The organism is Pseudomonas sp. QTF5 (assembly GCF_000512695.2).
Taxonomy (GTDB): Bacteria; Pseudomonadota; Gammaproteobacteria; order Pseudomonadales; family Pseudomonadaceae; genus Aquipseudomonas.
Window position 1 is genome coordinate 1 of sequence record NZ_AZRW02000012.1, and the last position, 12,628, is coordinate 12,628.

Annotated in this window: 13 protein-coding genes; 1 reads left to right on the forward strand and 12 read right to left on the reverse strand. The window is 60.3% G+C overall.

Features of this window, described 5'->3' with window-relative positions; all coding sequences use genetic code 11:
* Window positions 1-72: 72 nt before the first annotated feature.
* From IC37_RS11990 to IC37_RS12030, 9 genes are all read right to left on the reverse strand, one after another.
* The gene (locus IC37_RS11990; RefSeq protein ID WP_030132039.1) at window positions 73-432 is read right to left on the reverse strand and encodes a DUF6124 family protein; all 360 of its coding nucleotides are present in this window, start codon (window positions 430-432) and stop codon (window positions 73-75) included.
* A gap of 506 nt (window positions 433-938) precedes the next feature.
* A complete protein-coding gene (locus IC37_RS11995; protein ID WP_030132040.1) occupies window positions 939-1,412 on the reverse strand; it encodes a MarR family winged helix-turn-helix transcriptional regulator in 474 nt (157 codons plus the stop codon).
* Window positions 1,409-1,924 carry an ATP-binding protein gene (locus IC37_RS12000; RefSeq protein ID WP_033865016.1) on the reverse strand — a complete coding sequence of 172 codons (516 nt, stop codon included), beginning with the start codon at window positions 1,922-1,924 and terminating at the stop codon, window positions 1,409-1,411. Before IC37_RS12000 ends, IC37_RS11995 begins: the two co-directional genes overlap by 4 nt.
* Window positions 1,925-2,073: 149 nt before the next feature.
* Entirely contained in the window at window positions 2,074-2,823 is a 750-nt protein-coding gene (locus IC37_RS12005) for an AraC family transcriptional regulator (RefSeq protein WP_030132042.1), read from the reverse strand.
* A gap of 71 nt (window positions 2,824-2,894) precedes the next feature.
* Complete coding sequence (locus tag IC37_RS12010; RefSeq protein ID WP_030132043.1) at window positions 2,895-4,151, reverse strand: FAD/NAD(P)-binding oxidoreductase; 1,257 nt, start codon at window positions 4,149-4,151, stop codon at window positions 2,895-2,897.
* Window positions 4,148-4,384 (reverse strand): (2Fe-2S)-binding protein, encoded by a 237-nt coding sequence (locus IC37_RS12015; RefSeq protein ID WP_030132044.1) that lies wholly within the window; start codon window positions 4,382-4,384, stop codon window positions 4,148-4,150. The genes IC37_RS12010 and IC37_RS12015 overlap by 4 nt, the downstream gene beginning before the upstream one ends.
* Window positions 4,377-5,492, reverse strand: coding sequence for an FAD-binding oxidoreductase (locus tag IC37_RS12020; RefSeq protein ID WP_030132045.1), 1,116 nt, complete (start codon window positions 5,490-5,492; stop codon window positions 4,377-4,379). The genes IC37_RS12015 and IC37_RS12020 overlap by 8 nt, the downstream gene beginning before the upstream one ends.
* A complete protein-coding gene (locus tag IC37_RS12025; protein WP_030132046.1) occupies window positions 5,489-6,421 on the reverse strand; it encodes a 4-hydroxyproline epimerase in 933 nt (310 codons plus the stop codon). The genes IC37_RS12020 and IC37_RS12025 overlap by 4 nt, the downstream gene beginning before the upstream one ends.
* Before the next feature lie 113 nt (window positions 6,422-6,534).
* Window positions 6,535-7,206, reverse strand: a complete 672-nt coding sequence (locus IC37_RS12030) for a GntR family transcriptional regulator (RefSeq protein WP_030132047.1) — start codon at window positions 7,204-7,206, stop codon at window positions 6,535-6,537.
* Window positions 7,207-7,570: 364 nt separating this feature from the next.
* Here IC37_RS12030 and IC37_RS12035 point away from each other — a divergent pair, with 364 nt between their 5' ends.
* Complete coding sequence (locus IC37_RS12035; protein WP_030132048.1) at window positions 7,571-9,247, forward strand: MFS transporter; 1,677 nt, start codon at window positions 7,571-7,573, stop codon at window positions 9,245-9,247.
* 61 nt (window positions 9,248-9,308) lie between these two features.
* On the opposite strand, the gene IC37_RS12040 is transcribed toward IC37_RS12035, so the two are convergent.
* From IC37_RS12040 to IC37_RS12050, 3 genes are all read right to left on the reverse strand, one after another.
* Complete coding sequence (locus IC37_RS12040; protein ID WP_030132049.1) at window positions 9,309-9,836, reverse strand: cytochrome b/b6 domain-containing protein; 528 nt, start codon at window positions 9,834-9,836, stop codon at window positions 9,309-9,311.
* Between the two features lie 7 nt (window positions 9,837-9,843).
* On the reverse strand, window positions 9,844-10,107 hold the full coding sequence (locus IC37_RS12045) for a PepSY domain-containing protein (protein ID WP_030132050.1): 264 nt from the start codon (window positions 10,105-10,107) through the stop codon (window positions 9,844-9,846).
* 303 nt (window positions 10,108-10,410) lie between these two features.
* Window positions 10,411-12,534 (reverse strand): TonB-dependent siderophore receptor, encoded by a 2,124-nt coding sequence (locus IC37_RS12050; RefSeq protein WP_030132051.1) that lies wholly within the window; start codon window positions 12,532-12,534, stop codon window positions 10,411-10,413.
* Window positions 12,535-12,628 lie beyond the last annotated feature (94 nt).

Consider the following 12,628-nt stretch of genomic DNA (forward strand, 5'->3'; position numbering starts at 1 on the left):
GGCAGCCTTCAGCTATGAAACATGTTTACCGGACACTAGTGACGCGGAGCGTGGGAACGATCAGTGCGTCTGTTAGCCCTGCGGATCGAGGTTATCCAGCACCCGATTCACCGCCAACTCACCGAGCATCACGACCTGTTGAATTCCCAACATCATGTTGCGATGTGGCATGTCCATCAACCCGGCGAACTCACTGAGCATCATGCTCGCTGACGCCAGGGATTCGCAGGCGTTGACCAGTAGGTTTTCGTTATCGACCTCGGTGCCGACATGGTAAATGGTGCTGGGTTTGCGCTTGGTGTCTTTGGGGATGGGCGGCTTGAGGTAGTGATCGAGGGCGCGGTCGGCGGCTTCGTTGAGTTTTTTGGAATCGAGGGATTCGTAGGGGGAGGTTGGATCGGTTTCCGGTGGGTTGGGTGTAGGTTTGAACATGGTGAACTCCTTGATGACTGGAGCTACCGCCGTTCGCGGTCAAACGAACAAGGTGGCAGCTGTACGCGGGTTGACCGACCGGACATCAAGGACTCCGGCACACCCGAAGGTGTCCCACGCACAGCCACCGCGACACGATATTTCAGGCAATGCCTGAATTAGGTCTTGGACGCTGGCGCGCCTTGATTGATTCGGACGGTCAAATCCGATCGCTGATTCGTCAGCGACCCGGAAACGATAGAGCCCGGCCTCAAGGCGCACAAGCCAGCGGATTCTGGCGTAGTCGTAGGCAACGGCGCAAGGATGTGTAGCCTGGGTGAGTGTCTGGAAGTGTCGTTTAAACAATGCTTGTTTAGCGGTCTGACGCCGAGCCTTGTGGTGGCTGTGCCGGCCTCTTCGCGAGCAAGCCCGCTCCCACAGTGGATTTGCAGTGAACCCATTTTTTGCGAACACCATAGATCACCTGTGGTGCGAGAAGGGCAATTTTCTGGGCTGGCTGAGACTTCTCAACTATTGGACGAGTTCATCCCTGCCAGTCGCCCGAGTAGCGCAGATGTCGCCTCGATTTGTTCTGTCAAAACCAATTCTGTAACGTCTTTTGCAACCATGCGGACCGAAATAACTGCATGGCCCAGGAGCTGGTGCCCGGAATCTGTCAGTGTTGCGTAGCCCACTCGTGCATCCCTCGGGTCAGGCTGTCGTGATACCAAGCCCAACTTTTCCAGGGGAAGCAAGCTGCGAGTGACGCCAGAGGCGGTCAAGCCCAAGCGTTCGGCCAAGTCCACCCGACGCAGCCTGCCGCCTGGCGCGCGCTCAAGGTAGTAGAGGGTCATGAAATCGGCAAAGCTGAGCCCGTGCAAACCGGATAACACGTTGTCGAGGCGTCGCGTCAGGGTGGCGTAGGCGCGTGACAATCTGATGCAAAATTCAAGGCCTGAGTCCGCATCGCTGCCAGTGTCAGCTATTTTCACGATGCTCATTCTTGCGGTACTCGCACAAGGTGCGAACCCGACAGTTCACTCTCGGTCGGACGCTCAAAGTACGACTCCATTGCCTCGAACATTCCGGGTGTCACATCGAACGAATACGTTTCTCCCCGCTCCGAGTTCCTGCGAAGCACTCGTTGTCTGCGAATCGGTAATTGGGCATCGACAAAGTGGAAAAGCACCCCATGCCCTGCTTGTTCAACCTTTGCCTTGATCGAGTCTCGGTCTACTTTTCGAAGCAAGCCAAGCTCCAGAACGACATCTGTTCCAGTACCCAGTATTTGTTGTGCAACCGACCAGATCTGGGTCTGGCATCTGGCCACACGAGGCATCACCCAAGACATGTCCATTCGTTCCGGCACGTCATCCCCGAACAGCGCATGCATCCACTCGTCAACGCCGAACCGAACGCCGTTGACTTCCGTGGCAAGCTTTCGGGCAAAGGTTGTTTTTCCTGCGCCGGTCGGTCCGTAAATGAGGTGTGCGGTTCGCTGATCGTTGTTCATGGGTATTCCTGGTTGATAGATACTTGATGACTCAAGCATAGCGCATGAATTTCGCAATCACTTAAAAATCGTCAGGCCAGTTCAGCTTGCTCGCAAAGAGGCCCGAAAGAACACCCTCAAACCCAGGATCAAACCACCGGAAAATGACCCTAACGCTGATTATCCCGAAACTGGCTCGGTGACAAGCTGGTCAAGGCACGAAACTGTCGGCTAAAGGCACTGTGGTCGGTGTAGCCGCAGCGCAGGGCGATTTCGGTGATCGGCAGTTCTGTGTGCAGCAACAACCGCGAACCTTCTTCCAGGCGTGCCTTGTGAATCATCTGCCGTGGGGTGAGCTGGAATACCCGTTTGCAGTGACGCTCCAGTTGCGCCACGGAATAGCCGGCGATGGCGGTCAGTTCGGCGAGGCTGATGGGGCGGGCGAAGTGGCTGCGGATGTGCGCATCCACGGCGGCGAGTTTCTGGAACGCGGGATGGTTGGACTGGGGTGATTGCAGGTCGCGGGAGATCCCGGCCAGGCCAACGATTTGACCCTGTTCATCCTTTAAGGCGAGTTTGTGGGTCAGGCACCAGATCGGCTGGTTGCCGTAATACAAGTGCAGCTCCAGTTGGTCGGACAGTTCGCGGCCGCTGGACAGTACCCGTCGATCCTGTTCGGTGTACAGCGGACCGAAGCGTTCCGGGAAGACCATGTCGGCGGTGCGCCCCAGCAGCTCCTCGCGATGTTTGAAACCGCAACGCCGGGCCAGGGTCTGGTTGACGAAGGCGTAGCGGGCTTCGCAATCCTTGATGAAAAACACCACGTCCGCCAGGGTATCGAGCAGCGGCGCGATCGGCTGCAGACTGTTGAGCAGCGTTGGCAGGTCGCAGGGTTTGAAGGTGCTGAGCGAGGGGTACATGGCGCTGGGGTCTGAGGGCGACCCCGGGATCATAGAGGCTCGGCAGCGTGGCCGAAACCCCCGAGTGGGAATCAGGCCGGCGGGGTGTCGTCCAGGCACATCAAGGTCTCGATCCGCGCCGGGCTGAAGGGCGGGCGGGGCGCTGAAGGTTGCCAGCCGAACAGGTGCTGCACCGCACCACCACACACTCGACCCTGGCAGGCCCCCATGCCGCAGCGACTGGCCAGCTTGGCTTCGCGCCAGTCAGTGTGCCCGGCCAATGCGGCGTAAGGCACGTCTTCGCAGCGGCAGACCAGGGTGTCGGGTTGGGCCAGTGACTTGAGTTGCGGGTCGAGAGCGAATGCCTGATTCAGTGCCTTGGCGAAACCCTGCCAGCGTCCCCGGCGTGGCCACAATTGGCGGGCCGCTTCAATATCACCGACCGCCGCGTGGCCAGCAATTGCACCTTCGACCAACGCCAGTTCACTGCCACCAAACCCGGTGCATTCGCCTGCCGCATAATGATCGGCGCGGCTGCTGGCCTGCCAGGCATCCACCGCCAACGCCTGACCTTCGAGGGCATAACCCAGTGCCTGGCCCAATTGAATGTTCGGAATCAAGCCGAAACCACAAGCCAGTCGATCACATTCCAGCTCAACGATTTTGCCTTGTTGTTGCAGACGCACGCCTTCCAATCGGTCAGTGCCAAGGGCGGCCAGCACATGAGTCGCGGTGCGGTAATGGCGGTCGAACAAGCTGAACGATTGCAACCATTTGGCGGGCCAGCGAGGCAGTTGCGCGGCGAAACCGGCGACGGCGATGCGCGAGGCTTGCTCGGCGATGCGTTGTACTTGCGCGCCATATTTTTTCGCGGTGGCGGCACTCGCCAGCAATAGCGGGCCGCTGCCGGCGATCACCACGCGCTCACCTTGCACCGGCACACCCGCCTTGATCAGCGCCTGCAAGCCACCGGCCCCGGTCACGCCAGGCAACGTCCACCCGGGGAAGGGCAGCAGCAGCTCGCGGGCGCCGGTGCACAGAATCAGTTTGTCGTAGCTGATCAACCAGCCGTTGTCCTCATCTTCGACCAACAGTTGTTTTGGACCGGGACTAGCGATCACCCGGGTGCCGGCGTGATGGCGGATGTTGCTGCAAGCCTGCAAACGCTCACGCAGGCGACGGGCCTGATCGGGTACGTTGGCTTGCGGGCCGTCACGCCAGATTTGCCCGCCCGGCAGCGGATTGTCGTCGAGCATGACGATGCGTGCGCCGCTGGGTGCGGCGGCAAGGGCGGCGGCCATGCCAGCGGGACCGGCACCGATGATCAGCAAATCGGCGTATTCGTTCATGGGCGTGTCTCCACGTGCATGCCATCTCGGCACAGGGTCTGGCAGGCGAGGCGTCGCCGGCCGTCGATGGTCACCCGGCATTCCTGGCAGATGCCCATGCCGCACAGTGGAGCGCGGCGCTGACCACTGACCGACGTGCGTGTGCATCCGTCGCTGCCCAACGCCAAGGCAGCGGCGACGCTGGTGCCCTCGGCCACCTTCAAGGCGCGGCCGTCCAGCAGCAATTCAGGCATAGGCAGGTTCTCCGAGGAAACGCTGGGGCAGATAGGGTTGTGCGGCCAGAGGCGGGGTTTCGTTGAACAGTTGTGCCACCAGCAAGTCGGCCGTGCCGGGGGCCGTGGTGACGCCTAACCCTTCATGACCGACGGCCAGCCACAAGCCTTGGCGCTGCGGGTGTTGGCCCACCAGCGGCAGGCCGTCGGGGCTGGCGGCGCGAAAGCCGGTCCAGGCACGGATGCCGTTGAGCCGGGCCAGCCCGGGCATGTACTCGGCGGCGCGCTTGAGCATTTTCGCCAGCATCCAGCCTTCGACTTGCGGGTCGGTGGTGCCGAATTGCCGTGAGGCACCGATGAACAATTGCCCGGTGGGGCGCGGCTGAATATTGCAGGCGGTCGACGGCCCCGTGGCGTTGTGGGCGCTGGTCACGTAACCCAGCTCCACCAGGGTGTGGGTGACGGTGCGGGGGTAGCGGTCGGTAATCAGCAGGTGACCTTTTTTCGGCTCGATGGGCAACTCCGGGCACAGTTCGTTGGCCTGAATACCGATGGCCAACACCACCGCTTCGGCACTCAACCAGTGGCCGTCATCGAGGCATACGCGGTTGCCATCGACTGCGCTGACCCTCGCCCGGCTCTGACGAATGTTCGGCGTGTCGAGCATCCAGCTGGCCGTCGCCGGCGCATAAAGAATGCCGTCGCCATTGATCAACAAACCGCCTTCCAGACCTTCGCGCAGTTCCGGTTCACGCTGGCGCAAAGCACTGGCGCTGATCAATTCGCACTCCACGCCCTGGGCTTGCAGGTTCAGGTATTTGCCATGGGCGACCGCCATTTCCTCGGCATTGGCCGCTAGCCACAGCGTGCCATTGTTGCGGTAGGCGCAGCCGTCGGGCAGGTCCGGCGCCAGTTCGCGCCAGCGTTGCAGGGAATATTGACTCAGGGCCAGCTCGGCCGGGTTGTCGTCGAGCACCAGCAGGTGGCCCATGCCCGCCGCCGTCGCACCGTGCAGGCCGGCGTCCAGCACCAGCACCTGCAAGCCACGACGGGCCAGCGCCTGGGCACAGGCGGCGCCGATGATGCCGGCGCCGATCACGATCACATCGGCCACAAGGCCCTCGTTCATGGACGAATGCCCCAGGCGAACGGGTCATCCTGTTCGATGATCAAACTGGCTTCGGCGCTGATAAAGGCACGGCCGCGAATGGTCGGCACGACGCGCTCGCCCTGCCATTCGTAAGAGCCTTCGAACTCGCTGCCGATGACACTGGCCTGGCGCCAGATCTGCCCCGGTTGCAACTTGTCGTCCGCTGCCAGGCACGCCAGTTTGGCACTGGTGCCGGTGCCGCACGGTGAGCGGTCATAAGCCTTGCCGGGGCAGAGGACAAAGTTGCGGCTGTCGGCGTGATCGTCATCGGCGAACAGCTCGACATGGTCGATCAGCCCGCCGTCTTCGCCACGAATACCCTGGGCCTCCAGCGCCTGCTGCACAGCGTAGGTATAAGTAGTCAGCGCCTCGAGGTTATCGCCGGCCACCCGCAGGCCATGCTCGGCGATCAGGAAAAACCAGTTGCCGCCCCAGGCGATATCGCCGATCACCTGGCCGACATCTGGCACCTGCAATACCAGCGCCTTGCGGTAACGGTAGGCCGGCACATTGCGCACGCTCACCGAATGGTCCTCGTGCAGAGTCGCCTGCACCGTGCCCACCGGGGTCTCGATGCTGTGCACACCGGGGCCGATTTTGCCCAAGTGCGCCAACGACGCCACCAGGCCGATGGTGCCGTGGCCGCACATGCCCAGGTATCCGGTGTTGTTGAAGAAAATCACCCCGGCACAGGCGCTCGGGTCCACAGGTGTGCAGAGCAGGGCACCCACCAGCACGTCGCTGCCACGGGGTTCCAGCACACAAGCGGCGCGCCATTGATCGTGATGTTCGGCGAGCAGCTTGCGACGCTCGGCCATGCTGCCGGTGCCCAGGTCAGGAAAGCCGGCAGTCACCAGACGGGTCGGTTCGCCGCCGGTGTGGGAGTCGATCACGGTGATGCGTTTCATGGGAGGGCCACGTCCGTTCAGATGAGTGAACGAAAGAGTGGCCTGTGCAGCGGGGTGTCGGCTTGATGGATTTATCCTGTGCCGGCGACGAAATCAGCACAGCATTCTAGTGGTCAGTGCGCGTGAGGCAGGTGTTCGAACAGAGTCTTGCAGACCCCGGCAATGTGCTCGTCCAGCAGCTTCACCGCCAGATCCACATTGCCTGCACGACAGGCTGCGAGAATTTCACGGTGTTCGTGATCAGCCCGTTCCTTGCCCGCCGACAGGCTCATCTGCATGCGCAGGTAGCGCTCCAGCTTGTCGTTGACCGAACGAATCAGGCTGACCAGAAACGGTCGTTGCGCCGGCTCGTAAAGGCAAGCGTGCAGCTCCCAATTGAGCTCGGCCCAGCGGCCCACGTTATCCTCGCCGATGAACTCCTGACAGATGCGCTCGGCACGGGCGAAGGTTTCTTCGGTCATGTTGGGAATGGCCAGGCGCAGTATTTTGTCCTCGAGCAACATCCGCACTTCGAACATCTGTGCCAGTTCGGCATCGGACACCCGCGTGACCATCGCCCCGCGATTGCGCTGGAACATCACCAGCCCTTCGGCCTCCAGCCGCTTGAGGGCCTCGCGCACCGGAATCTTGCTGACGTTGAACTGGCGGGCAATGTCGTCCTGGCGAATCGGCTCATCTTCGGCGAAATGCCCGGCGACGATCGCGTCCCGCAGATGACGGGTGATGATTTCCGAGGTCGAGGGTGTATTGCCAAGGTCGGGAGCGTTGAGTTTGGGTAGGTTCACGGCAGCGGTCGTTTGGAGTGAGATGGCGATAGGGTATACGAAATTCTTTCGCTGCGAAGTTCCGGGCGATGGCCGCCCCGAAGAATAGGCATCAGCGGGGCGCCATCCAGACGCTTCGCGTGGGATCTCACGGGTCTGAATAGTCATTCGACAGCGCGTCGGCCCGGGTCTGAGCGGGATGGCCGAGTGGATATCTGCGCGAAGCCGATTATGCTTCAAAAAACCTTGCAGCGATGCGAGGCCGTCAGCCTGTTTGCATGCTTTGCGCAATCCTTGATCCGATGACATCAGCCCTGGGGCCTGGGTGCGGTAGAAAGGTAAAAAGGTACTCCGGCCTATAACAAGAGCAAGACGGAGAAGACTCATGGCCGCAATCGACAACGCATCCACGGGCAGCGCGCCCCACCACGGGATCACCAAGGAGGAGCGCAAGGTCATTTTCGCCTCGTCCCTGGGCACCGTGTTCGAATGGTACGACTTCTACCTTTACGGCTCCCTCGCCGCGATCATCGCCAAGCACTTCTTCGCCGGCGTCAACGAAACAACGTCCTTCATCTTCGCGCTGCTCGCGTTCGCCGCGGGCTTCGCCGTACGCCCCTTCGGCGCGATCGTGTTCGGTCGACTGGGCGACATGATCGGGCGCAAGCACACGTTCCTCATCACCATTGTCATCATGGGTATCTCCACCGCCATAGTGGGCTTTCTGCCCGGCTATGCGACCATCGGCGTGGCGGCACCGATCATCCTGATCACCCTGCGCCTGTTGCAAGGCCTGGCCCTGGGCGGTGAGTACGGCGGTGCGGCGACCTACGTGGCCGAACATGCGCCCAAAGGCAAGCGCGGCTACTTCACCTCGTGGATCCAGACCACCGCGACCCTCGGCCTGTTTCTTTCGCTGCTGGTGATCCTCGCCTGCCGCACCATTCTCGGCACCGAAGCCTTCGAGGCCTGGGGTTGGCGGATTCCCTTCCTGCTGTCGATCCTGCTGCTGATCGTCTCGGTGTACATCCGCTTGCAACTCAGCGAGTCACCGGTGTTCTTGAAGATGAAGGAAGAAGGCAAGTCCTCCAAGGCGCCGCTGACCGAATCCTTCGCCCGCTGGGACAACCTCAAGATAGTGATCATGGCGTTGCTTGGCGGCACTGCCGGCCAAGCCGTGGTCTGGTACACCGGGCAGTTCTATGCATTGTTCTTCCTGTTGCAGACGCTGAAGATCGACCCGCAGACCGCCAACCTGTTGATTGCCGGCTCCCTGCTGATCGGCACACCGTTTTTCGTCATATTCGGCAGCCTGTCCGACCGCATCGGCCGCAAAGGGATCATCATGGCCGGCTGCATTATCGCGGCGCTGACCTACTTCCCGATCTTCCATGCATTGACCCAATACGGTAACCCCGACGTGTTCATCGCGCAGGAGAAGAACCCGGTCACGGTGATCGCCGATCCGAGTAAGTGCTCGTTCCAGTTCGACCCGGTGGGCAAGGCCAAATTCACCAGCTCCTGCGACCTTGCCAAGACCCTGCTGGCGAAGAGGGCCATACCCTACAAGAACGAAAAGGCTGAACCGGGCGCTGTTGCGCAGGTGCGCATCGGCGACAAGGTGATCCCGAGCTTCGAGGGCACTGGCATGCCGGCCGCTGACTTCAAGGCCCGCAACGATGCCTTCGTCGCGACCCTCGGCACCGCCCTCAAGGACGCCGGTTACCCCGAGAAGGCCGATCCGGCGAAGACCAACTATCCGATGGTGCTGCTGCTCCTGACCATCCTGGTGATCTACGTCACCATGGTCTATGGCCCGATCGCCGCCTGGCTGGTTGAACTCTTCCCGGCGCGCATTCGCTACACCTCGATGTCGCTGCCATACCACATCGGCAATGGCTGGTTCGGCGGCTTTCTGCCCACGGTGGCGTTCGCCATGGTCGCAGCCACGGGGGATATCTATTACGGGCTGTGGTACCCCATCGTCATCGCCGTGATGACGGCCATTCTTGGCACGTTCTTCCTGCCGGAAACCAAGGATCGGGAAATTCATCACACATAGGGTGGCACGTGCCCTCTCCCGCAAGGGGGAGGGCAAGTGCGGTATCAGGAATCTTTGAGAGCTAGCGCTTACGACGATGGCCAGTGATCATCGACAGCGGCAGGTTTTCACGCAAACGCAGGCTTTCCACCACCGCCGCGACGATATGCACGCAAACCAGCGCGAGCAGCACGTTGGCCATAACCTCATGGACATCACGTAGCCAGTCTTCGCCCCAGAAGTAGTCCACTTCTTCCATCAAAAAACCGCTGATGCCGAGGCCGGTCATCAACAGCAGCATGAGGACCATCACCAGTGCACCGATGGGCGAGTGCCCCATGCGGTGATAGCCCTTGCCGGAAAACAGCGCCCGGCCATGATGAGCGACCCGGGTCGGGGTCGGCCAGAAGTCTGCCCAACGTGCCGATGGTGGGCCGATGAACCCCCACACTACGCGCACCAGCACGACCGCCACGGCGTAATAGCCGAGCCAGCGATGCCAGCCGTCGCCTTCCTCGTTGAGGAAGTAGTCGCTGATGAAGACAACCGCCAGGGACCAATGACAAACGCGTACGAGGGGATCCCAGAGACGCAGGGTTTCAGCTTTCACATTCGTCCTATTCGATTTCTTCTTTCACGACTTTGCCGGTGACCGGGTCAAAGTAGATCTCGACTTTGCGCTTGTCTTTGTCAAAGCCGTAGATCTCGTAGCAATTGCCGGTCGTGACTTTGAACTTCTTGATGTTGTAGCCCTTGGCCTTGAGATCTTCCTGAAATTTGGCCTGGTCCTGCCATTGGGCCTTGTCGGCTGTGGTGCATTGAGTACCGGCGAAAGCCAGGGGGGAGGCGGCAAGAAGGGAGAGCAACAGAAGTTTACGCATGGGTTTTCCTCGAAATATTGTTGTTGTCCGACAACGCGAGAGATTCTCAATCAGTCTCGCGCGCTGAAGATTAGTTGAGCTTTTGATCGTTGTCACGATGTTGCGGGCTGCAACAAACGCCCGGGCGTTTGACTAGTGCCAATCGGTTAAGGTGCGAAACCTTTGGGAGCGGGCTTGCTCGCGAAAGCGGTGTGTCAGGCGATATCAATATTGACTGTGCTGCCGTCTTCGCGAGCAAGCCCGCTCCCACAGGAATTTGCGCTTAACTGACCGGTATTGCGGCATTTGATTTCAGGTTTTCACTCAGAACCGATAGTTGGTGCTCAACTCCAGAGTTCGTGGTGCTCCAGGGGTGATCAGGTCCACCGAGCCATGGGCCGAGGCGTAATAGTCCTTGTCGAAGACGTTACGCAAGCGCAGCGCCATGTCCCATTTCGGCAAGTTATAGAGCAACGCCGCGTCCACGGTGGTGTAAGCCGGCATAACCACCTGGTTATCCAGTGCGGTGTAACGATCGTCGACATAGTTTGCCCCCATGCCCACGCGCCAGGTGTTGGTCAGCGAGCGCACCAGCCAGAGGTTGGCACTGTGACGCGGGGTCAGGGTGGGTGTCTGGCCTTCGTTGGCGACGCCGTTGGTTCGGTTGTTGGACTTGGTGATTTCGGCATCCAGATACGCATAGCCGGCATACACTTGCCACTTGTCACTCAACTGCCCGCTGGCGGTCAACTCAAGACCGTCGGTGCGCTGCTCGCCCGACAGGACCAGTTTGGTCGGGTTCGCCGGATCGGTCGTTTTCATGTTGGTGCGTTCCAGACGGAACAGCGCCGCCGTCAACGCCAGGCGATTGTCGAGCAGGTCCCACTTGCCGCCGATCTCGAAGTTGGTGGTTTGCTCCGGCTCGAGGTCCTGGTTGGTGGTGCTCAGGGCGAAGACTTCGGAGGAGGGTTGGTAAGAACGACTCACCGAAATGTAGTAGGACTGAACCTGATCAGGCTGGTAGACCAGGCCTGCGCGCGGGCTCCAGGTATTATCGGTTCGGGACATGGAGGCACCCGTCAGGTCATCCGAGTATTCCTGATCGAACACGTCATAGCGCACACCCAGCAAAGCTTTCCATTGTGGAGTCAGCTCAATCAGATCCTGGACGTAGAAACCGGCCGTGTCCTGGGTATTGGTGCCCTTGGCGGTTTGACGGTTGGCCTGGAACGGCACGTCGACCAGGCCATCGCGGTACACCGGGACCCGCGCTACGTTGCTTTGGCTGAAGACGGATTGGTCCTTGACTTGGCGCCCCAGTTCCACGCCATAGAGCAGGTTGTGGTTCATCCCGGCGAACATGGCCTGTTGCTTCAGTTCGGTCTGGTTGAACCAGCCGTCTTCCTTGCGCTGCACGTTGCCCCGGTTGAGTTTCACCAGCAATTCGCCGTTGGGGGCAGTGACGAAACGTGTCGGGCTGGAGTCGGCGAGTGTGTTGTTGCGATCCAGATCGTAGTGGTAGTAGCGGCTGGTGTTGCTCAGGGTGAAGTCGTCGTTGATGCGGTAGTCGACGCCGGCCGTGAACGAGAACACTTCGCTGCGGGTGTAATCGTCATCCGGGTCGGCGGAACCGAAACGCTTGTCCCGATCGACATCGACTGGGCGATTGCCCCGCGCGGGAATGCCGAAGTCGATCAAGCGTTTGTCGTAGAGGTACGTCGCCCCCAGATTCAGCTCAAGATCGTCGGAGAGCTTGAAGTAGGCCGAAGGCGCAATGGCCTTGCGATCGATATAGCCGTCATCGCGGAAGGTGTCGCTGTTCTCCAGCGCACCGGTCACCCGGAATGCCTTGTCGTTTTGCTGCTGATCGGCCCAGCCAGCATCGAACTGCGTGCGCTTTTTACCTTCGCTGTCGAAGCTGACACCCACTTCCTGCTTGGGGGTGAAGTTGGGTTTCTTGCTGATGCTATTGATCAGGCCACCGGATGAGCCGCGGCCATAGAGCACCGCTGCCGGCCCCTTGATCACTTCCACGCGCTCGACGTTGGACAGATCGCGGAAATACAGCGCGTCGTCACGAACGCCGTCGACGTACATGTCGCCGATGGCACTGAAGCCGCGAATGGTGACCTGGTCGCGCTGGCCATCGCCGTTGGAAAGACCGATGCCTGGAACGTTTTTCAACACGTCTTCCATCGATTGTGCGCCCTGATCCTTGATCACGCTCTGGGGGATCACGTTCACCGTTTGCGGGATATCCCGCAGCGGGGCGTCGATCTTCAGCGCACTGCGGCTGTCGGTCGGCTTGTAGCTCTGCTCGCTGTAATCGCTGGTCACAGCGGTGGCAGGCAGGGCCAATGCCGATTGGGTTTCTGCCTGTAAATCAGGTACTGCAAAAAGCCCCAGCAGTGAGAGAGAGGCGGGGTAAATGCGCGGTAAAGCCACCATGAGCTCCTTTTTTAGTTATTGGCGCTAATGATAACGATTATCTTTTGTAAGTAAATAAATATCATTCACATGCAGGGTCGACACATTTGCCGTT

Excerpts from the sequence above, each read along its gene's own strand:
- IC37_RS11990 (WP_030132039.1), bottom strand. The coding sequence starts at position 432 with ATGTTCAAACCTACACCCAACCCACCGGAAACCGATCCAACCTCCCCC.
- IC37_RS11995 (WP_030132040.1), bottom strand. The coding sequence starts at position 1,412 with ATGAGCATCGTGAAAATAGCTGACACTGGCAGCGATGCGGACTCAGGC.
- IC37_RS12000 (WP_033865016.1), bottom strand. The coding sequence starts at position 1,924 with ATGAACAACGATCAGCGAACCGCACACCTCATTTACGGACCGACCGGC.
- IC37_RS12005 (WP_030132042.1), bottom strand. The coding sequence starts at position 2,823 with ATGTACCCCTCGCTCAGCACCTTCAAACCCTGCGACCTGCCAACGCTG.
- IC37_RS12010 (WP_030132043.1), bottom strand. The coding sequence starts at position 4,151 with ATGAACGAATACGCCGATTTGCTGATCATCGGTGCCGGTCCCGCTGGC.
- IC37_RS12015 (WP_030132044.1), bottom strand. The coding sequence starts at position 4,384 with ATGCCTGAATTGCTGCTGGACGGCCGCGCCTTGAAGGTGGCCGAGGGC.
- IC37_RS12020 (WP_030132045.1), bottom strand. The coding sequence starts at position 5,492 with ATGAACGAGGGCCTTGTGGCCGATGTGATCGTGATCGGCGCCGGCATC.
- IC37_RS12025 (WP_030132046.1), bottom strand. The coding sequence starts at position 6,421 with ATGAAACGCATCACCGTGATCGACTCCCACACCGGCGGCGAACCGACC.
- IC37_RS12035 (WP_030132048.1), top strand. The coding sequence starts at position 7,571 with ATGGCCGCAATCGACAACGCATCCACGGGCAGCGCGCCCCACCACGGG.
- IC37_RS12045 (WP_030132050.1), bottom strand. The coding sequence starts at position 10,107 with ATGCGTAAACTTCTGTTGCTCTCCCTTCTTGCCGCCTCCCCCCTGGCT.
- IC37_RS12050 (WP_030132051.1), bottom strand. The coding sequence starts at position 12,534 with ATGGTGGCTTTACCGCGCATTTACCCCGCCTCTCTCTCACTGCTGGGG.